Raw genomic sequence first — 19,801 nt, 5'->3', positions numbered from 1 at the left:
TCCTGCCTCTCGACGACCCGTCCCGATCCGGGACGATCCGGCGCCTCCGGGGCGCCCTTCGCGTCGAGGGCTTCAAGGACGGTGCCGACTGCCGGCGTCAGGGGCCGGGGATCGCCAGGGGGTTGTCGGTCAGGGCGGCGGCATCCGGCGCGTCGACCCGGGGGCGGCCGAGGAAGGCGTCCCAGAGCTGGCGCACGAAAGCCGGATCGAGGTCGCGCAGGATCAGCACGAGCCGCGACGTGTGGTCGGGATCCGGCCAGGCCGGCAGGGTGACCGGCGCGTGGAACACGTGCTGGACGCCGTGGACGACGAGGGGACGCTCGGGATCGTCGGCGAGGGCGACGAGGCCCTTGAGCCGGAGCAGCTTCGGCCCGTGGCCGGAGCGCAGGAGATCCATGAACATCTCGAAGGCGGGGCGCGGCACGGGCGCCGCGCTGGTCAGGCAGATCGCCCGGATCGACGCGTCGTGGCGGTTCACGTCGGCGTGGTGGTGATGCGCCTGCTCCAGGGCCGCGTCGCCGAGCCACGCGCGCACGTCGGCGGTCTTGCCGTCGAGGCCGAACAGGCCGCCGAGGAGCGTGTCCGCGGGGGCGTCCGGCGCGACGATCGGGGCGGCCGGGTTGAGCGCCGCGAGGCGCGCGCGGATCCCCGAGAGGTCGCCCGCGAGGTCGGCCTTGGTCAGCACGATCCGGTCGGCGACCGCGGCCTGCCGCAGGGCTTCCGGATGGGCGTCGAGGGTCGCGGCGCCGGTAGCCGCGTCCACCACCGTCACCACGGCCTGGAGACGGTACCGCAGTACCAGATAGGGATGGTAGATCAGCGCGTGCAGGATCGGCGCCGGATCGGCGAGGCCCGTCGTCTCGATCACGACCCGGCGGAACGGCCGGATCCGGCCGTTGTCGCGCTTGCGCAGCAGATCCTCGAGGGTGGCGATCAGGTCGCCCCGCACCGTGCAGCACAGGCAGCCGGCGCCGAGCAGGATCATGTCCTCGTCGACGGTCTCGATCAGCAGGTGGTCCAGGCCGATCTCGCCGAACTCGTTGACGATCACCACCGTGTCGGCGAGCGCGGGATCGCGCAGCAGCCGGTTCAGCAGGGTAGTCTTCCCGGCTCCGAGGAAGCCGGTGAGCACGGTCAGCGGGATGGGCTCCGGGCGGCGCGGGTCCGGAGCGGGGGCGGAAGACTCTGACAGAGGCGGCGACATGGGCGACGAAGTGGGGTGTGGCGGCCTCCGCGGCAACGCGGCGGCCGCACGGTCACCCGCGCGGGCCTACTCGTCGGCCGCCGCCTTCTTGGCGGCCGGCTTCCTGGCCGGGGCCTTGGCCGCCGCCTTGTGGGACGTCGTATCGGCCTTGGCGGGCGACGGCTTGTGGGCGGCCGCCTTCGGAGCCGGCTTGCTCAGGCCCTTCCCGGGCTTGGCCTCCGGCATCCCGGGCGTGACGTCCGACGTGTAGGCGCTGGCGTTCCGCGGCACGCCGTGGCCTGGCTTCGCGGCGACCTTGGGAGCGGATTTGGCGGCCGCCTTCGCGGCCTCGGCCCGCTCCAGGCGCGCCGCGCGCGCCTGCTTGGCCGCCTCGAGGGCCGCCGCGCGCTTGGCCTTGGCGGCCTCGAGCTTGGCGGCGCGGGTGTTGGCGGCGGCGGCCTTCTGCTCGGCCTCCTGCGCCTCGAGGATCTGCTGGCCCTCGGCCGGGTTGCGACCGACCCAGACGGCGATCGGCTGGAGCGGCGCCCGCGGCGGCAGGGACCGCGCCCGGAGGGCCGGGTTGGAGAACGCGGCGAGCGCCAGCGCCGGCGAGTTCGCCGCCGAGCCGCCGATCAGCTGCGCGGCCGAACCGGGGGCGCTCAGCGCGCCGGGACCGTCCTCGATGGCCGGGGGCTTCTTGCCGCCGCACACGAAGGGACGCATGTCCGGCGGCGCCGGGATCGCGGAGGCCGGCAGCGCGTCGAGGGTCGGGCTGGTCCAGCCGGCGCTCTGGCCGAAGGCGTAGTCGAACAGGTCGGCGGTCTTCACGTCGCGCTCGCGCGGGGTCGGCTGCCCCATCACGATGGTGACGATCCGCCGGCCGTTGCGCGTGGCGGTCGCCACGACGTTGAAGCCGCCCGAGCAGATGAAGCCGGTCTTCATCCCGTCCGTGCCGGGATAGCGCCCGAGCAGCCCGTTGTGGTTCGCCATCACGGCGCGGCCGAACTGGATCGCCGAGATCGAGAACAGGTCGTGGGAATCTGGGAAGTCGCGGATCAGCGCCCGGGCGAGGACCGCCATGTCGCGGGCGGAGGTCCACTGGCGCGGGTCGGGCAGGCCGTTCGGGTTGAACCAGCGGCTGTCGTGCATGCCGATCCGCTGCCCGGTCTCGTTCATCAGCGCGGCGAAGTTCTCGACGGATCCCCCGAGCGACTCGCCGATCGCGTAGGCGACGTCGTTCGCCGACTTGACCATGATGATCTTCAGGGCGTTGTCGAGGGTGAGCTGCGTCCCCGGCTTGAAGCCCATCTTCGAGGGCGGCTCGGCGGCGGCGGCGGCCGAGATGGTGATCATCGAGTCGAGCGAGACCTTGCCCTGGCGGACGAGGTCCAGGGCGACGTAGGTCGTCATCAGCTTCGTGATCGAGGCCGGGTACCAGGGATCGGTCGGCGCCTGCGCGTAGATGACCTTGCCGGAATCCACGTCGGCCACGAGGATCGGCACCGTCACGGCGTTCGCGGCGCCGATCCCGACCAGGCCCGCCCCGAGCAGACCCGTCAGCGCCGCAAGCCCGACGGTGAGGCGTCGGTAGAGAGAAGAGGACATTCGAGCCCGACTCGTCAGAGGATCGCCTGGATCGACGCCCTGGGGGCGTCGGATTTCCGGCCGGCCAGCCGGAGAGCGGCGCAGCCCGGACGGCCGAAAGGCGATCGCCGGACTGCATCTCGGCATGAACGAGCCTACCGTGGCAAGAGCAAGGCGAGATCACATCGCGGGTCTGCACGGCGCGGTTGTCGGTGGCCCGCGCGGGCGGCACGGCTTATGTGCAGGCCGGGCGCGCAAGCCGGATCGCGCGCGACGGTGACTGGGACGGTTGTGGCTTACGCGGTCAAGGAGATCTTCCACACGCTCCAGGGCGAGGGCGCGCAGGCGGGCCGTGCCGCCGTGTTCTGCCGGTTCGCCGGATGCAACCTCTGGTCTGGGCGCGAGGCCGATCGCGCCGCCGCGGCCTGCCGGTTCTGCGACACCGATTTCGTCGGGATGGACGGGGAGGGCGGCGGGCGCTTCGCGGACGCGGCCTCCCTCGCCGACGCGATCGCCGCCACCTGGGCGGGCGGCACCGCGAACCGCTACGTTGTCTTCACCGGCGGCGAGCCGCTGCTCCAGCTCGACACGCCGCTGATCGAGGCCGTCCACGCGGCCGGGTTCGAGATCGCCATCGAGACCAACGGCACGCTGCCGGCGCCCCCGGGGATCGACTGGATCTGCGTCAGCCCCAAGGGGAGCAACGCCCTCGCACAGGTCTCCGGCCACGAGCTGAAGCTCGTCTACCCGCAGGCGGATGCCGATCCCGCGGCCTTCGTGGATCTCGCCTTCCAGCACCGCTTCCTCCAGCCCATGGACGGCCCCGACCGGGTCGCCAGCACCGAGGCGGCGATCGCCTATTGCCGCCGGGACGCCCGCTGGCGGCTCTCGCTGCAGACCCACAAGATGATCGGCATTCCCTGAGAGGCCTGGATTTGGTCCCGGGATTGGGTTCGGACGAAGTGATCGCCAAGCCGGTGCCGCACGAGGCGCCGGTCCCCTCTCCCGTGCGGGAGAGGGACAGGGTGAGGGATCAGGGGCATCCGGACGAGTCGCGGCCTGTCGGCAACTCGAGAGCGCGCCTGATCCTGAAGCTTCTCGTCCCTCACCCCGACCCTCTCCCGCACGGGAGAGGGGGTTACGGCGCGGTTGTCTCGACCGGGATCGCCGTCTCTCCGAACCGTCAGGACGCGATCGGGGACGGCACTACCTGACGATAGCCCCCCGCTGGGCGCGCGCCGCGCGGATCGCCGAGCGCGCGAACCGTCCGCCCGCGCGCGGCGGATCGGGATCCTGGCCGTCCAGCACGGCGCGGCGCAGGGCCACCAGCGCGGGATCGCCCCATCGGTCGAGGACGCGTCCGAACGCGGCGTGGCGCCCGGCATCGAACGGGACCGGTCGCCCGGCCCCGTCCCGCGCGGGATGGGCTGGATGCAGCGTCCCGCAGGGTATCCAACCCGGCGGGATCGGCGCGGTGGCCGCGTGCGTGCGTGCGAGTCGCAGGAGTTGCGGCAGCAGGTGGCACCGCGGCCCGGGCCCCGCGACCGCCCGATCGGCCTCCGGCGCGAAGACCTCGACACGACCGATGCGGGTGATGACGGTCTGGTCCAGGCCCGAGATGACAGCGGACAGCATCGCCGCGGCGCCGGCGGCGAGGAGCGGACGGCCCGCCAGCGCCCGCAAGCGGGCGATCCGCGCGGGGTCGGCGGTCCGGATGCAGGCATCCGCGGCGCGCAGACCGAGGCCGAGATCGAACAGGCGCGCGGCGCGGTCCTCCGGCCGGATTGCCGCCCCGTCGGGACCCAGCTCGGTCAGGACGGTGCGCCGGCCCATCGCGCAGGCGGCCTCGGGAAGGCAGAGCGCGACCGTCTGGCTCCAGCCGTCGGCGAAGCCGGTCTCGTAGGCGAACGGCCTGAGATCCGGATGCGCCCGGACCGCGAGCGCGCCGCGGGCCGTGCGGAGCCCGATCGCGTCGTCCTCGAGGGGCCGTGCCGGCTCGTCGGGTTCCCGCGCGAACACGGCGGCGGCTCCGTAGCCGCCGAGGCTCCACGCGCAGGCCGGATCGGCCAGCTGGGCACGCAGCAGGCCGTCCACCGCGGGTCCGGCTCCGCCCGTCATCGGCTCCCCTCGTGCACGCCACCGCAGCCCGCACGCCTTGACACGGACGGCGAATGACCGGAAGTCGCGGTGCATCACCGAGGTTGTGGTCGGCGAGGCGGGCGCGCGACCCGGAACGACCGACGCGGAGACGTCCGCTGGACCTCGCGACGGGATCCGCAAGAAGGGCGCTGGCATGGACGTCATCGAGACCGAGATCCCGGACGTGAAGCGCATCGTCCTGAAGCGCTTCGGCGACGCGCGGGGCTGGTTCTCGGAGACCTTCCGGGCCGACACCCTGGCGCGGGCCGGCATCACCACGCCGTTCGTGCAGGACAACCAGTCCTTCTCGGCCCCGCAGGGGACGGTCCGCGGCCTGCACTTCCAGATCGCCCCCCGCGCGCAGGCCAAGCTGATCCGCGTGCTGCAGGGCGCGATCCTCGACGTCGCGGTCGACATCCGCAGCGACTCGCCGACCTACGGGAAGTACGTCGCCGTCACGCTCGACGCCGAGAACGGCGAGCAGCTCTACATCCCGCACGGCTTCGCGCACGGCTTCTGCACCCTGACCCCCGACGTCATGGTCGCCTACAAGGTCGACGACTACTACAGCCCCGAGCACGACCGCGCGCTGTTCTGGAACGATCCGGCGATCGGGATCCCATGGCCGGTCTCCGGCGAGGCGGCGATCCTGTCCGACAAGGATCGCCGGGCGCCGAAGCTCGCCGATCTCGGCCGCGTCTTCTGAAGAGCGCGGCCCGGCCGCAATTTTGTCACGACGGCCGGTCTTAGGCTGCCCCGGCTTTCTCAGTTCTCGATCGATCCGAAGAGGTAATCCACCATGCGCATCCTGGTGACCGGAGGCTGCGGCTTCATCGGCTCGGCGCTGGTGTTGCACCTCGTCAACGATCTCGGCCACGACGTCTGCACCCTCGACGCGATGACCTACGCGGCCAACCCGGTCTCGCTGGCGCCGCTCGCCGACAACCCGCGCCATCGCTTGGTCGAGGCCGACATCTGCGACCGCGCCGCCGTGCAGAAGGCCTACGCGGACTTCCAGCCCGAGGCGGTGATGCACCTGGCCGCCGAGAGCCACGTCGACCGCTCGATCACCGACCCGGGCGCCTTCGTGCGCACCAACGTGATCGGCACGCAGACCATGCTGGACGGCGCCCGCGGCCATTACGAGACGCTGCCGGAGGCCGAGAGGAAGACCTTCCGCTTCCTCCACGTCTCCACCGACGAGGTCTACGGCTCGCTGCCGCCGGACGCGTTCTTCACGGAGGAGAGCCGCTACGATCCGCGCTCGCCCTACTCGGCCTCGAAGGCGGCCTCCGACCACCTCGCCCGCGCCTGGCACGAGACCTACGGCCTGCCGGTCCTGGTGACCAACTGCTCGAACAATTACGGGCCGCGTCACTTCCCCGAGAAGCTGATCCCGCTGATGATCCTCAACGCCCTCGAGGGCAAGAAGCTGCCCGTCTACGGCGACGGCCTGAACGAGCGCGACTGGATCCACGTGGAGGACCACGCCAAGGGCCTCGTGGCCGTGCTGGAGCGCGGCCGGATCGGCGAGACCTACCTGCTCGGCGGCCGCGCGGTGCGCAACAACCTCGCGGTGGTCAAGGCGCTGTGCGCCGCCTTCGACCGGCTGCGCCCGCAGGGCGCGCCGCACGAGCAGCTGATCAGCTTCGTGGCCGACCGCCCGGGCCATGACCGGCGCTACGCGATCGACTGCACCAAGGCCGAGACCGAGCTCGGCTGGCGCCCGCAGAAGACCTTCGAGCAGGCGCTGGAGGAGACCGTGGCGTGGTACCTCGGCAACGAGGGCTGGTGGCGCCCGATCCGCGAGGGCCGCTACAAGGGCGAGCGCCTGGGGCTCAACGGCTGATGGACGTCCTCGTCCTCGGCGGCGCCGGCCAGGTCGGCACCGAGTTGCAGGCCCTGACTTGGCCGGACAGCGTCACCGTCCACGCGCCGGGCCGCGCGGACCTCGACATCACCGACGCGGACGCCGTCGCGGCGGCGCTCGCCGCCCGCGCCTACCGGGCGGTGATCAACACCGCCGCCTACACGGCGGTCGACAAGGCCGAGTCCGACGTCGTCGCGGCGTGGCGCCTCAACGCGCTGGCCCCGGCGATCCTGGCGGCCGCGACCGCCGCCAAGCGAATCCCGCTGGTGCACGTCTCGACCGACTACGTCTTCGCCGGGACCAAGCCCGACGGGGCCTACGCGCCCGACGCGCCGATCGACCCGCAGAGCGTCTACGGTGCCAGCAAGGCCGCAGGCGAGCTGGCGGTGCGCACCGGCAACCCGCGCCACGCCATCGTGCGGGCCGCCTGGGTGGTGAGCCCGCACCGGGGCAACTTCGTCAAGACGATGCTGCGGCTCGCGGCGGAGCGCGACGCGCTGACCGTGGTGAACGACCAGCACGGGTGCCCGACCTCGGCCGCCGACCTCGCCGCGGCCCTCGCGACGATCGCGCAGGCCATGGCCGCGGATCCGGTGGCGCCGACCGGCACGTTCCACTGCGTGAACCGGGGCGACACCACGTGGTGCGGCTTCGCCGAGGCGATCGTGGCGGGCTCGGCCCGGCGCGGCGGGCGCTCCGTGCCGGTCAAGGGCATCCCGACTTCCGCCTACCCGACACCGGCCCGGCGGCCGGCCAATTCGCGCCTGTCCACCGACAGCCTCACGGCCGCCTACGGCATCGCGCCGCGGCCCTGGCAGGCGGCGCTCGACGACATCCTGGACCGGCTCGTCGGGCCGGTCTCAGAGGGAGTTTCCAAGCCATGAAGGGCATCGTTCTGGCCGGCGGATCCGGCACGCGCCTGCACCCGGCCACGCTGTCGATCAACAAGCAGCTCCTGCCGGTCTACGACAAGCCGATGATCTACTACCCGGTCTCGGTGCTGATGCTCGCCGGCATCCGCGAGATCCTGATCATCTCGTCGCCGGAGCACCTCGACAACTACAAGCGCCTGTTCGGCACCGGCGAGCAGTTCGGCCTGAAGTTCTCCTACGCCCTGCAGCCGCGGCCGGAGGGCCTCGCCCAGGCCTTCGTGATCGGGCGCGACTTCGTCGGCGACGACGACGTGGCGCTGATCCTCGGCGACAACCTGTTCTTCGGCGCCGGCATGGGCGAGCTCCTGGAGCGCGCGTCGAGCCGCAAGCAGGGCGCGACCGTCTTCGCCTACCACGTCGACAACCCCCAGGCCTACGGCGTCGTCAACCTCGACAAGTCGGGGCGGCCGACGAAGATCGTCGAGAAGCCGCAGAACCCGGAATCGACCTGGGCGGTGACCGGCCTGTACTTCTACGACAACCAGGTGCTCGACATCGCCGCCGACGTGAAGCCCTCGGCCCGGGGCGAGCTGGAGATCACCAGCGTCAACGAGGCCTACCTGCAGCGCGGCCAGCTGCACGTGGAACGCATGTCGCGCGGCTACGCGTGGCTCGACACCGGGACCCACGACAGCCTGCTGGAGGCGAGCGAGTTCGTCCGCACCCTGCAGAACCGGCAGGGCCTGCAGGTGGCGTGTCTGGAGGAGATCGCCTACCTGCAGAAGTTCATCACCCGCGACCAGCTCGTGGCCCGCGGCGAGATGTTCGCCAAGACCGCCTACGGGCAGAACCTGCTGCGCCTCTCCCGCGAGAGCGAGGACGACCTGCGCCTGCGCCGCGGCAAGTAGCGCCGCCGGCGGCGCGGGGTCGCCGCCCCGTCGCTGCCCCCCTTATCGGGGGGCGCAGCCGATGCAGATGCCGCGCATGAGCTTGTCGTTCTCCGCCTCGCGCGGTGTCCGCACGCGCCGGTCGTCCGGCGTCTCGGCACCGGCGCCGCGGCTCGGCGGCATGACGCGGCCGACCGACGAGGTGTTGGGGGCGGTCGCCGTGGAGGCGGGGCCGCCGCCGGTGCCGGTCTGGGCCTGAGCCAGCGCGGGGCCGGTCGCCAGGACCGGCAGGAGGAGCGCGAGGCCGAGGGCGGTGAGGGGGCGGGTCATGGGTGCGGAACTCCGTGCCGGGCCATAACGCGGGTGTGACCGTCCGGTTCGATCGGGCCGCGCGATCCCCACCTTTGTTCGCCTTTGCAGAAGCGATGCGGCGCCGTATCAGGGGCCGCGTTCCCGCCGCCGCCATCCTGATGCGTCGAAACTCGGAGCCGCCGCGACGATGCGGGACCCCAACGCGATCGACTTCTGGCGCGGCTTCGCCCTGATCACGATCTTCATCAACCACATCCCGGGCAACACCTTCGAGCGCTACACCTTCTCGCAGTACGGCATCTCGGACGCGGCCGAGCTGTTCGTGTTCCTGGCGGGCTGGTCGATCGGGATCGCCACCCGCGGGCGCGACGGCAACCCGGAGCCGCCGGGCCGGAGCGTGGTGCGGCTCCTCGCCCGCACCGTCGAGGTCTACCGGGCGCAGCTGACCGTGATGCTCCTGGCGCTCGCGATCATCGCGGGGGCGGCGCTGCTGCTCGACAACCCGCTGATCCTCGAGTGGCACAATGCCGGCAATTTCTTCGCGGACCCGATCCAGTCGGTCTGCGGGATGGCGCTGCTGACCTACCAGCTCGGCTACTTCAACATCCTGCCGCTCTACGTGCTGCTGATCGGCATCGCGCCCGTCTTCGTCCTGGTCGGCCGCTTCAGCCTGCTCGGGGCCCTGGGCCTGTCCGTGAGCGTCTATCTCGCGAGCCTCGTCTTCGGGTGGAACGTCCCGTCCTGGCCGGGCGAGGGCGATTGGTTCTTCGATCCGCTCTGCTGGCAGCTCCTGCTCGTCCTGGGCTTCGTCCTGCAGGGCTGGAACCTCCGCTCCGACGCCCTGCGCCGCTGGTCGCGGCGCCTGATCCCGGCGGGCATCGTGATCGTTCTCCTCGGGATCGTGCTCGCCGTGACGGAGATCCGCCCGGATCCGATGCTCGTTCCGGAGCCGCGCCTGCTGTTCACGTTCGAGAAGACTTACCTGACCCCGGCGCGACTGGTTCATTTCCTGGGGGTATTGTTAGCGTTTGCACCGCTTTACGCGGTGCTCGCCCCCCGAATCGGCCGCGTCGTCGGTTATCTGAGTCAGATGGGCCGGAATTCACTGGCTGTCTTCTCGATGGGCTCTATCCTGAGCCTGATCGGACAGCTCGTGCGTTTCCAGACGGGCGGCGGCGCGCTGATCGATATGCTGGTCGCCGGCTCGGGCCTGGTCGGGCTGGGGTTTACGGCATGGTTCGTCGAATGGCGCAGCCGCAGCAGATCGTCGCGACCCCGCGCATGACGCGGGCCCGGCTCGCCGCGGCGCTGGCCGTGCTCCTGCTGTCGGGCCCCGCCGGCGGCGCGGCCGCGGCCGAGCAGGCCGCCGGCCCCGTGGCGGACGATCCGGCCCTGTCGCAGGAATGCCGGGTCCCGGGGGCGCAGCTCTACAGCGTCGCCCAGCTCGGCGCCGTCAAGGCCGCGCTGGCGGAGAACCGTCCGCTCAAGATCCTGGCGATCGGCGGCAGCGCGGCGCCGGGCGCCTCGGCCTCCTACCCGGCCAAGCTCGAGGCCGCGCTGGAACACGCCCTGCCGAAGGTCGACGTGGTGATCGACCACCGCGGCCTGCCGGGCGAGATCGCCTCCGGGGCCGCCGAGCGCCTGCGCACCATGGTGGCCGAGGCCGAGCCCGACCTCGTCGTCTGGCAGGTCGGCACCCACGACGCCATCGCCCGCGTCGACGTGGACGCCTTCGCGAGCGCGCTGGCCGAGGCCGTGGGCTGGATGCGGTCGCACGGGATCGACGTGGTGCTGGTCGACCCGATCTACACGGCCAGCATGGCGGCCGACGTCGACTACAACCGGATCGTCGAGGCCGTCCGGAGCGTCGCGACCCAGCAGGGCGTGCCGCTGGTCCGGCGCTACGAGGCCCTGCAGTACCTGTCGCGCCGCAGCGACAAGGGCGAGGGTCACATGCTCGGCCGCCAGTTCCGGCTCAACGACCTCGGCCTGCGCTGCATGGCCGAGCACGTGGCGCTGACGATCGCCACCTCGCTGATGCGGACCGACGCGCCCAAGGAGCCCAAGGCGGCCCCGGCCCAGCCGACCTTAACCGAGCCGCAACGCGCCCCGGGCTAGACCGGACGGCCAGAGATCGGCCTCCCGCCGAGTTCGGGACTGGCGCGGAGCGCGTAGTGTCAGCCACGGCCCTCCCTGTCCTCGCGGTCCGGCACCTCCGGGCGCTGCGCAGCGGCCCGCAGCGGGCGGCCCTGACGGTCTTCGCCATCCGCGTGGGGTCGGCCGGCTTCGCCTACGGCGCCCAGGTTCTCGCGGCGCGGCTGATGGGCTGGGACGCCTACGGGATCTTCGCGTCGGTCTGGGTCTGGACCGCGATGCTGGGCCACACCCTGACCCTCGGCCTGTCGCAGGGCGCGTGCCGGTTCGTGCCGGGCGATCAGGCGCAGGGCGACCTCGACCTCGCGCGCGGCTACATCCGGGCCGGCGCCCTCGTGACCGGCGGGGCGGCGCTCGCCGTCGCCTGCCTCGGCGCGGCGCTGCTCGTGCTCGAGCCGGGCCTGTTCGCCCCCGCCTACAGGGCACCGATCCTGGTCGCGCTCTGCGTGATGCCGCTCTTCGCGCTCCAGGACTACCTCGAGGGCGTGGCGCGCAGCCAGAACTGGGTCGGGCTCGCCATCGCGCCGCCCTACCTGCTGCGCCAGACCCTGATGATGGCCTGCATGGTCGCGGCGATCCTGCTCGGCGCGCCGCCCCGGGCCGAGGTCGCGATGGCCTGCATGCTGGTCGCCGCCGCGGTCGCGACCGCCCTGCAGGCCGCCCTCCTCGCCGCGCGGCTCCGGCGGGAGCTGCCGGCCGGGCCGCACCGCTACCGGTGGCGCACGTGGCTCGGCACGGGCCTGCCGATCGCCGCGATCGACCTCGCCAATGCCGGCTTCACCTTCGTCGACGTGATCGTGCTCGGCGCCCTGGTGAGCCCGGCCGAGGTCGGGATCTACTTCGCGGCGACCCGCATCCAGCAGTTCGTGGTGTTCGTGCACTACGCGGTCAGCGCGGCGACGCTCCAGCGCTACAGCGCCGCCCAGGCGCAGGCCAACCGCTTCCTCCTCGCCGAGCTGGTCCGGCGCCAGGGCCGCCTGACGGCGGCCGCGACGCTCGTGGTCGGCGGCGCGATCCTGGCCGTCAGCCCCCTGCTGCTGGCCATGTTCGGGCCGGGTCTCGGCGACAGCGTGCCGATCCTGTGCATCCTGATCGCCGGCAGCGTCGGGGCGAGCCTGTTCGGCCCGGGCGAGGATCTGCTGACCATGCTGGGCGGGGAGCGGCTCTGCGCCGGCATCACGGCGGGGAGTCTCCTCGCCGCCGCCGGCCTGTGCCTCGCCCTGGTCCCGGCGCTCGGGACGCTCGGCGCGGCCGTGGCGGTCGCGGTGGCGAGCGTGGGCCGGGCCGCCCTGCTGGCGCGCGCCGCGGGGCGGATCCACGGGCTGCCGACCCCGGTCTGGGCCGCCGGAGCGGTCCGATGATCGCCGCGAGCCCCCTGCGCGCGCCGTCCGGAGCCGTCGTCACCCTCGGCGACGCGCCGGAGCCGGAGGCCTGGGACGCGCTGGTCGCGGCGGGCGCCGCGGCGCACCCGCACTTCTCCCGGCACGTCATCGAGGCCCATCGGACCGCCGGGCTGCTGCCGGCGGCCCTCCGCTACGTCACGGTCCGCGCGGGCGACCGTCTCGTCGGGCTGCTCCCGTACCGTGAGGCCCGGGACCTGACGGGCCTCGGCGGCCGGGTCCTGCGGCCCTGCCTCTCGCCCTACGTGACCGCCACGGCTCCCCTGGTCGCCGACGGTCCGGACCGGGCCGCGCACGCGCTGGCCCTGGTGGCCGGCCTTGAGGCCGCCTCCGGCGGATGCCCCTGGCGCTGGCCGCTGCTGCCGACCGGGGAGGGCGCCGTGCCGGAGATGCTCGCGGCGATGCGCGCGCGCGGCTGGGCCATCGGCACGGTGGCGGGCTTCGACCGCCCGGTCATGGACCGGCGCGCCGACCACGCGGCGTTCCTCGCCGACCATCCCGGCCGGGCGCGCTTCAAGGATCTGCGCCGCCGGGCGCGCCGCCTGTCGGAGACCGGAACCGTCGCCCACGCGTGCGCCACGGGCGGATCGGACCTCGCCCGCCTCGTCGCGGCCTTCCTCGACCTGGAGCGCACCGGCTGGAAAGGACAGGCCGGCACCGCCATGGCCTGCCGACCCGAGAGTGCCGCGCTGGCCGAGGCGCTGTTCACCGCGGTTCCGGGCCCTGTCGCCGTCCGGGCCGACGCGCTGACCCTCGACGGCCGGCCTGTCGCCGTCAGCCTCGCCCTGGTCAGCGGCGGCACCGCGACCCTGCTGAAGACCGCCTACGACGAGGATCTGCGCGGCCACGCCCCGGGCCTGCTGCTCGAGGCCGAGATCGTGCGGGCCTGCCACGAGACCGGCTTCGCCGACCGGCTCGACTCGGCGACGCTGGAAGGATCGGCGCTGGAAGGTCTCTACCGCGACCGGGTTCCGGTCGCCGAGATCATCGCGGTCCCGCCCGGTCGACAGGTGATCTCGCTGGAGCGGCGCCTCCGGCTCGCCCGGTTCGAGCGGGACGCGCGCGCGGCCGCGAAGCGGGCCCTGCGGCGGCGCTAGGGCCGGTTCAGCGCGTTCCGCACGCGGCGCTGGTCCCCTCTCCCGTGCGGGAGAGGGACAGGGTGAGGGATCGGGTCTGTCCGAACGAAGCGCAGTCTGGCCGAGCGGCAATGGCGCGCTCGACCGAGAGGCCTCTTGTCCCTCACCCCAACCCTCTCCCGCACGGGAGAGGGGGCGATGGCGCGGCTGTCGCGTTCGGAGCCGCCGCCCTATCAAACCGTTCCAGAGCGATCGGGACAGGTTCTCGCGCCTCACCCCATCCTCTCGCGGCGGGTCCACGGCGCCCTGAAACCGCGGTGCGGCCCGCTACCGGCCCCGGTACAGACCGTCGCCCTGCACCCGATCGTAGACGCCGTGCCCGGTTCGGGCACGATAGGCGCGGCCGGCGATCGCGCCCGGGGTCGGCGGCGTGCCGGGCTGCGCGAAGCTCGTCTCGGGCCGGTAGGCCGGCCCCCAGCCGATCTCCTCGTCACCCGCGGGATCCTTGCCCGGGAAACCCGTGACGTAGCCCGTGCTCTGCGCGAGCGCGGGCCCGGCGGCGAGCCCGAGCAGGAGCGCCAGCGTGCAGCGGTACGTTGTCCTGGATCGCATCGGCCGTATCCTCCAGTCCGGTCCGCCGGGCGGACCACCTGCGGGGCAAACCCGGATCCGGAACGGAGGGTTTTCCGGCGTGTACTCATGCCGCGGGCGAGACGGCGGGCGGGCTGTTGGGAATTCCGGCCGGCCGCGGGGGCGGGCGATGATCGCGGAGGCGGGCGTCATGGACGACTGGAAGGCGGGGCTCCGGGCGGAAATGCGGGCCATCGACATCGCCACGGGCGAGGCGGCCTCGGCGCAGCTGCCGGACCTGCTGCGACGCCTGAGCCGGCATCAGGCCGGTCTCGGCGGCAACCCGGTCCTGTCGCTGTACCGGCGCTGGCGCATCCGGCGCCTGGCACGCGCCGTCGCGGACGCGCGCTGGCACGCGGAACAGGGCCGCCTCGCACGCCGCGGCGGGCTCGATCCGCGTCCGTGAACGGTCCCGCTCAGGCGGCGGAACGGCCCGCCCGCGGCGCCTCGCGCCTGACAATCGTGGAATCGGCCGTCGGGGAAGGGGCCGAGCCGGCCGGTACGACGGCCTCCGGGCGCTCGGCCGGCGTGGCCGGCAGGCGGACGAGCACGATGGTGCCCACCGTCTCCTCGGAGCGGATCCGGAGCGAGCCGCCGTGGAGCTCGACCATCGAGCGGGTGATGGCGAGGCCCAGGCCCGAACCCTTGTGGCACCGGGTCATCTGCCGCTCGACCTGCGTGAAGGGCCGGCCGAGGCGGGCGAGGTCGGAAGTCGGGATGCCGATGCCGTTGTCCTCGATATAGAGGTGGGTGCACGCGCCGGCGCGGCGGCCCCGGACGGCGACGCGGCCGCCGGCGGGCGTGAACTTCACGGCGTTCTGCACGAGGTTGGCGAGGATCTGCCGGATCGCCTGCGGATCGGCCAGCAGCTCGAGGCCGGGCACGACGTCGACGCTGACGGTGATCGCCTTCTCGCGGGCGGCCGCCTCGACGGGCGCGAGGGCCGCGCTGATCGCGGTCTCGGCGGAGATCGCCCTGGGGCTCAGGCGCACGCGCCGGGCCTCCAGCCGGGCCATGTCGAGGATGTCGTCGATCATGGACAGCAGGTGCGAACCGCTCTCGCGGATGTCGCGGCAATACTCGGTGTAGCGCGGGGTGCCGAGCGGCCCGAGAACCGCGTTCTCCATCACGTCGGCGAAGCCGATGATGGCGTTGAGCGGGGTGCGCAGCTCGTGGCTCATATTGGCCAGGAACTCGGCCTTGGCCTGGTTGGCCGCCTCGGCGGCCGCCTTCTGGTCGAGGTAGCGCTCGGCGAGATCCGCGAGCTGCTGGGTCTGGAGTTCGAGGGTGCGGCGGGACCGTTTGAGGTCCTTGACGGTCTCGATCAGCTCGCGCTCGGAGGCGAGGAGCTGCTCCTGATTGCGCTTCAGGCTGGTGATGTCGGTCCCGACCGACACGTAGCCCCCGTCCTTCGTGCGCCGCTCGCTGATCTGCAGCCAGCGGCCGTCGGCGAGTTCCGCCTCGAAGGTGCGGGCGGCCATGTCGGTCAGCGCCATCCCGGCCTCGGGCGATTCCCGCCGGACCTGGGGCAGCACGCCGCGTCCCATCACGTCCGTGTAGCTCCGGCCCGCCTGCGCATCCTCGGGGCTCAGGGCGTGGAGGTGGCGGAATTTCGAATTGCACAGGACCAGGCGGTTGCCGGTATCCCAGAGCACGAAGGCTTCCGAGATCGCCTCGACGGCGTCGCGCAGGCGCATGTCGGCCGCGGCGTTGGTCTCCTCCAGGGCCCGCTGCTCGCTGATGTCGTTGGCGATGCCGACGAGGTGGCGGCCGCCGTCGGCGGCGTCCGCCACGACCTCGGCGCGGGCGCGCAGCCAGACGTAGGCCCCGTCGGCGCCGCGCATGCGGAAGGCGTGGTCGATATGCGTCTGGTTGGCCGCGAGCCCCCGGGCGAGGCTGTACAGGTCGCCGTCGTCGGGATGGACGAGGCCGTTGACGTCCCCGAACGAGAGGTACTCGTGCTGCCGCCTGTAGCCGAGCAGCGTGTACATCGAATCGGACCAGTAGATCCGGCCGCGCGCGATGTCCCAGTCCCACAATCCGCAGGCGCCCCGGCGCAGGGCGGTCTCCAGGCGGCCGCGGATCTGCTCGCGGGCCCGGTCGGCGCGGGCGGCCTGGCGGGTCTGCAGGCCGTAGGCCAGTCCGACTCCGACGATCACGATCGCTGCGGCGGCGATCAGGACGATCTGGTCGCGGGTCCGGGCGCTCCAGCCGCGCAGCAGCGGCTCGATGGGCTGGAGCACCGCCACCTGTCCCGCGCCGCCGGGCAGGCTGTGCACCGCGGCGAGCACGCTCTCGCCGCCGGGAAGCTCGAGGGCCATCGCGCCGGCGCGCTCGCCGAGGCCGGAGAGCGGCTCGCTCTCGCCGAGCACCGCCGAGAGGGTCGTGCGGTCGGCCGGCAGCGGCGGATGGGCGGCGACGATGCGGGTGTCGGGGCGGACCACCAGCAGGCGGCGGCCGGGATGCCGCTCGCTCTCGGGCATCAGGGCGCGCAGGTCCTCCGCCACGGTGCCGGCCGGATCCACCGCCCGCGCGGCCAGACGGGCGAAGCCTTCGACCTCGGCCTTCGCGCCCGCCAGGATCTCGGCACGCTGGCCCTGGATATGGAGGGTGGCGAGCCCGACGAGGCAGGCCAGAAACACCGCGAGCGTTCCCGGCACGGCGTAGCGCAGCCAGCGCTCGGCCTGGCCGAGCCGCGGATCCCGGCTCCGCATGGGCCACGAGATCGTGAGACTCGAATCCGCACGCGCGGAGAAGGAAGCGGAAGCCGCCTCCGGCATGGCCGAACCTCGCCCGTGGGAACTGTGATCCGGTGTGGGCACCCGGCCCCCGAAGGCCCCCCGAATCTGACTGAATACAATCACTTCGGGGGGCAGTTTGTCCACGGATTTTTTACCATAAGGGCTTGACGGAACCCAGGTGTTGCCCGGGAGCCCGAGAATCGATTTCTACCGCAGGTTCAGACGGTTAGCCGCCTCCGAGGGTGCGCGCGAGGATGTCGGCGGTGTCCCGGGAAAGCCCCGGGATCGCCTTGATCCCATTCAGCATTTCGACCGCTTTGGCACCGCGTGATTTTTCCAGCCGGCGCCAGGATCCGAAGGCCGTGAGGAGCCGTGCGGCCACCTGTGGGTTGGTCGAATCGAGCGCCGCGACCGTCTCGGTCACGCGGGCGAATCCCGCCCCGTCGCGCCGGGCGAACTGGGTCGGGTTGCCGAACGCGAAGCTCCCGATCAGCGCCCGCACGCGGTTCGGGTTGGTCATGGTGAAGGCCGGGTGTTCCTGCAGCCGCGCGATCCGGTCGAGGGTGCCGGGCTCCGGGATCTGGGCCTGGAGGGCGAACCACTTGTCGAGGACCAGGGGCTCGTCGGCGTAGCGGGCCGCGAACTCCGCGAAGGCGGCCTCGCGGGTCTCTCCCGGGATCAGCGCCAGCGTGCCGAGGGCGGCGAGCCGATCGGTCATGTTGGTGGCCTCGGCCAGCCGCGCGGCGGCGCGGGCGGCCCCCTCCCGGGGATCGCCGGCGGCGACCAGGTCGAGGGCCGCGTTGCGGAGCGACCGGCGCCCCGCCGAGGCGGCGTCGGGGCTGTAGGGCGCACCGGCGACCGGCGCGAGCGCCGCGTCGATCGATTCGAGCCGCGGCCGCAGGGCCTGGCCCAGACGCGCCCGCAGGTTGAATCGCGCCCGGTGGATCGCGTCGGGATCCACGTCGGCCGGCACCGCGTCGGCGGCCTCGCCCTCGCTCGGCAGCGCCAGGACCAGGGCCGCGAAGGCCGGGTCGGCCAGGGCCTCGTCTTCGAGGAACTGGCCGAGTGCCGCGGCGAACGCCTCCGTCCGATCGGCGTCTGGCTCGAGGATCAGCCGCAAAGCGACGTCCTGCGCGGCCTGCCAGCGGTTGAACGGGTCGCTGTCCTGCGCGAGGAGCCGCATCCGCTGCGCGTCGGTCAGGGCGAGGTCGAGCCGCACCGGAGCGGAGAAGTCGCGCAGGAGCGAGGGGACCGGCTCCTCGGCGACCGCGTCGAACACGATCTCGGCCTCGGGGCGGTCGAGCACGTAGACGCCGTCCCGCACGTCCGGGCAGGTCGCGCCCGCCAGCGGCCCGGACGCCCCGACCAGCCCGAGGGCCACGGGGATCACCAGGGGCGGCCCGTCGGACTCCGCGCCGCCGCCGGGCAGGCTCTGGGCGAACCGGAGGGTGTAGCGGGCGGCGGCCGGATCGTACGCGGTCGCGACGGCGAGGCGGGGCGTGCCGGGACGCTCGTACCAGCGGGCGAAGGCGCCGAGATCGCGCCCGGTCACCGCCGCGAAGGCCGCCAGGAAGTCCTCGACGGTGGCGGCGCGGCCGTCATTGTCGGCGTAGTACCGGTCCATGCCGGCCCGGAAGGCCTCGGGACCGATCAGCGTCCGCAGCATCCGGACGATCTCGGCGCCCTTGTCGTAGACGGTCGCCGTGTAGAAGTTGTTGATCTCCGCGTAGGCCCGCGGCCGCACCGGGTGCCGCAGCGGCCCGGCATCCTCGGGGAACTGGCGCGCCCGCAGCGAGCGCACCTCGGCGATGCGGTGCACTGGCCGGGAGCGCATGTCGGAGGAGAATTCCTGGTCTCGGAAGACCGTGAGACCCTCCTTCAGGCAGAGCTGGAACCAGTCCCGGCACGTGACGCGGTTGCCAGACCAGTTGTGGAAGTACTCGTGCGCGATGATCGCCTCGATCGCCGCGTAGTCGCCGTCGGTCGCGGTCTCGGGACTCGCCAGGACGTATTTGTCGTTGAAGATGTTGAGGCCCTTGTTCTCCATGGCGCCCATGTTGAAGTCGGACACCGCGACGACGTTGAACACGTCGAGGTCGTAGGCGCGGCCGAAGGCGGTCTCGTCCCAGGCCATGGAGCGGATGACGGCGTCGAGAGCGTAGCCCGCCCGGTCTTCCTTGCCGGGCTCGACGTAGACCGCGCAGGTGACGGGGCGGCCCTCCATCGTGGTGAAGCGCGTCTCGACCTTCCCGAGCCGGCCGCCCACGAGGGCGAACAGGTAGGCGGGCTTCGGGTGGGGATCGTGCCAGATCGCGAAGTGGCGGTCCGGCCCGGCCGCGCCGGTCCCGACGGGATTGCCGTTGCCGAGCAGGACCGGCGCCTCGGCCCGGTCGGCCTCGATGCGCGTGGTGTAGACCGACAGCACGTCCGGCCGATCGAGGAAGTAGGTGATCCGGCGGAAGCCGTCCGCCTCGCACTGGGTGCAGTAGACGCCGTTCGACCGGTAGAGGCCCATCAGCTTGGTGTTGGCGGTCGGATCCACCTCCGTGACGAGACGCAGCGCGAAGGGCCGCTGCGGCGGATCGCGGAGGATCAGTCCGGACGGCGTCGCCGCGTAGGCGTCGGGCGCCAGCGGCGCGCCGTCGAGCGCGACCGAGACCAGCCGGAGATCGTCGCCGTCGAGGGTGAGCGGCGCCGCCGGCACGCCGGCCGGGTTCGGCCGCAGCGTCAGCGTCGCGTCGACGCGGGTCGCATGCGGGTCGAGACGGATGTCGAGGTCGACGCGATCGATCAGGTAGTCGCTGGGCCGGTATTCCTCGAGGCGGATCAGCGGCGGCGTCTCGGTGCGCATTCGGCTCACTCCGGGTGCGGGGCGGGCCCGTTCTGGTCCCTCGGAGCGCGCGGCGCAACGATCGGAGCCGTCGAAACGGCCGGCGTGGCGCGGTCCTCGCCC

Annotated in this window: 17 protein-coding genes; 10 read left to right on the top strand and 7 right to left on the bottom strand. The window is 72.8% G+C overall.

What is annotated here, in order from left to right; genetic code table 11:
• Positions 1-97: 97 nt before the first annotated feature.
• Positions 98-1,204: a CobW family GTP-binding protein gene (locus tag BM314_RS17425; RefSeq protein WP_091979204.1), complete on the bottom strand. Its 1,107-nt coding sequence runs from the start codon at positions 1,202-1,204 to the stop codon at positions 98-100.
• A 66-nt stretch (positions 1,205-1,270) separates the two neighbouring features.
• Complete coding sequence (locus tag BM314_RS17420) at positions 1,271-2,788, bottom strand: D-alanyl-D-alanine carboxypeptidase family protein (RefSeq protein ID WP_091979202.1); 1,518 nt, start codon at positions 2,786-2,788, stop codon at positions 1,271-1,273.
• Positions 2,789-3,058: 270 nt separating this feature from the next.
• Between BM314_RS17420 and queE the strand changes: the two genes are divergently transcribed.
• Positions 3,059-3,691: a 7-carboxy-7-deazaguanine synthase gene (queE, locus tag BM314_RS17415; RefSeq protein WP_091681085.1), complete on the top strand. Its 633-nt coding sequence runs from the start codon at positions 3,059-3,061 to the stop codon at positions 3,689-3,691.
• A 282-nt stretch (positions 3,692-3,973) separates the two neighbouring features.
• Here queE and BM314_RS17410 read toward each other — a convergent pair whose 3' ends face one another.
• A complete protein-coding gene (locus BM314_RS17410) occupies positions 3,974-4,885 on the bottom strand; it encodes a DUF6925 family protein (protein ID WP_091979200.1) in 912 nt (303 codons plus the stop codon).
• Between the two features lie 175 nt (positions 4,886-5,060).
• On the opposite strand from BM314_RS17410, the gene rfbC reads away from it, so the two are divergent.
• The 4 genes from rfbC (at position 5,061) to rfbA (ending at position 8,556) form a co-directional block, all read left to right on the top strand.
• Complete coding sequence (rfbC, locus tag BM314_RS17405; protein WP_020094104.1) at positions 5,061-5,612, top strand: dTDP-4-dehydrorhamnose 3,5-epimerase; 552 nt, start codon at positions 5,061-5,063, stop codon at positions 5,610-5,612.
• Positions 5,613-5,705: 93 nt separating this feature from the next.
• Positions 5,706-6,755, top strand: a complete 1,050-nt coding sequence (gene rfbB, locus BM314_RS17400) for a dTDP-glucose 4,6-dehydratase (protein ID WP_091681088.1) — start codon at positions 5,706-5,708, stop codon at positions 6,753-6,755.
• Positions 6,755-7,660, top strand: a complete 906-nt coding sequence (gene rfbD, locus BM314_RS17395; RefSeq protein ID WP_091979199.1) for a dTDP-4-dehydrorhamnose reductase — start codon at positions 6,755-6,757, stop codon at positions 7,658-7,660. Before rfbB ends, rfbD begins: the two co-directional genes overlap by 1 nt.
• Complete coding sequence (gene rfbA, locus BM314_RS17390; protein ID WP_056534087.1) at positions 7,657-8,556, top strand: glucose-1-phosphate thymidylyltransferase RfbA; 900 nt, start codon at positions 7,657-7,659, stop codon at positions 8,554-8,556. The genes rfbD and rfbA overlap by 4 nt, the downstream gene beginning before the upstream one ends.
• A 42-nt stretch (positions 8,557-8,598) precedes the next feature.
• Here the strand turns inward: rfbA and BM314_RS17385 are convergent, their stop codons facing one another.
• Positions 8,599-8,865, bottom strand: coding sequence for a hypothetical protein (locus BM314_RS17385; RefSeq protein ID WP_020094108.1), 267 nt, complete (start codon positions 8,863-8,865; stop codon positions 8,599-8,601).
• A gap of 169 nt (positions 8,866-9,034) precedes the next feature.
• On the opposite strand from BM314_RS17385, the gene BM314_RS17380 reads away from it, so the two are divergent.
• Genes BM314_RS17380 through BM314_RS17365 form a run of 4 tightly spaced genes read left to right on the top strand, consistent with a single transcriptional unit; the run spans position 9,035 to position 13,498 of the window.
• A complete protein-coding gene (locus tag BM314_RS17380; RefSeq protein ID WP_091979197.1) occupies positions 9,035-10,132 on the top strand; it encodes an OpgC family protein in 1,098 nt (365 codons plus the stop codon).
• Positions 10,093-10,965, top strand: coding sequence for an SGNH/GDSL hydrolase family protein (locus BM314_RS17375; RefSeq protein WP_091979195.1), 873 nt, complete (start codon positions 10,093-10,095; stop codon positions 10,963-10,965). The genes BM314_RS17380 and BM314_RS17375 overlap by 40 nt, the downstream gene beginning before the upstream one ends.
• A 56-nt stretch (positions 10,966-11,021) precedes the next feature.
• The gene (locus BM314_RS17370) at positions 11,022-12,362 is read left to right on the top strand and encodes a lipopolysaccharide biosynthesis protein (RefSeq protein WP_091979194.1); all 1,341 of its coding nucleotides are present in this window, start codon (positions 11,022-11,024) and stop codon (positions 12,360-12,362) included.
• Complete coding sequence (locus BM314_RS17365; protein WP_091979192.1) at positions 12,359-13,498, top strand: GNAT family N-acetyltransferase; 1,140 nt, start codon at positions 12,359-12,361, stop codon at positions 13,496-13,498. The genes BM314_RS17370 and BM314_RS17365 overlap by 4 nt, the downstream gene beginning before the upstream one ends.
• 306 nt (positions 13,499-13,804) lie before the next feature.
• Here the strand turns inward: BM314_RS17365 and BM314_RS17360 are convergent, their stop codons facing one another.
• On the bottom strand, positions 13,805-14,089 hold the full coding sequence (locus tag BM314_RS17360) for a hypothetical protein (protein WP_020094113.1): 285 nt from the start codon (positions 14,087-14,089) through the stop codon (positions 13,805-13,807).
• A 169-nt stretch (positions 14,090-14,258) separates the two neighbouring features.
• On the opposite strand from BM314_RS17360, the gene BM314_RS17355 reads away from it, so the two are divergent.
• Positions 14,259-14,513: a hypothetical protein gene (locus tag BM314_RS17355; protein ID WP_026605077.1), complete on the top strand. Its 255-nt coding sequence runs from the start codon at positions 14,259-14,261 to the stop codon at positions 14,511-14,513.
• Positions 14,514-14,523: 10 nt separating this feature from the next.
• Here BM314_RS17355 and BM314_RS17350 read toward each other — a convergent pair whose 3' ends face one another.
• Together BM314_RS17350 and pepN are read right to left on the bottom strand one after the other, a co-directional pair.
• Positions 14,524-16,821 (bottom strand): PAS domain-containing sensor histidine kinase, encoded by a 2,298-nt coding sequence (locus BM314_RS17350; protein WP_244539966.1) that lies wholly within the window; start codon positions 16,819-16,821, stop codon positions 14,524-14,526.
• Positions 16,822-17,074: 253 nt separating this feature from the next.
• The gene (gene pepN / locus BM314_RS17345; protein ID WP_091979189.1) at positions 17,075-19,699 is read right to left on the bottom strand and encodes an aminopeptidase N; all 2,625 of its coding nucleotides are present in this window, start codon (positions 19,697-19,699) and stop codon (positions 17,075-17,077) included.
• Positions 19,700-19,801 lie beyond the last annotated feature (102 nt).

This window comes from Methylobacterium sp. 13MFTsu3.1M2 (assembly GCF_900112625.1).
GTDB lineage: Bacteria > Pseudomonadota > Alphaproteobacteria > Rhizobiales > Beijerinckiaceae > Methylobacterium.
Note: the sequence above shows the minus strand (reverse complement) of the source record. Positions and strands in the feature narration are given on the sequence as shown.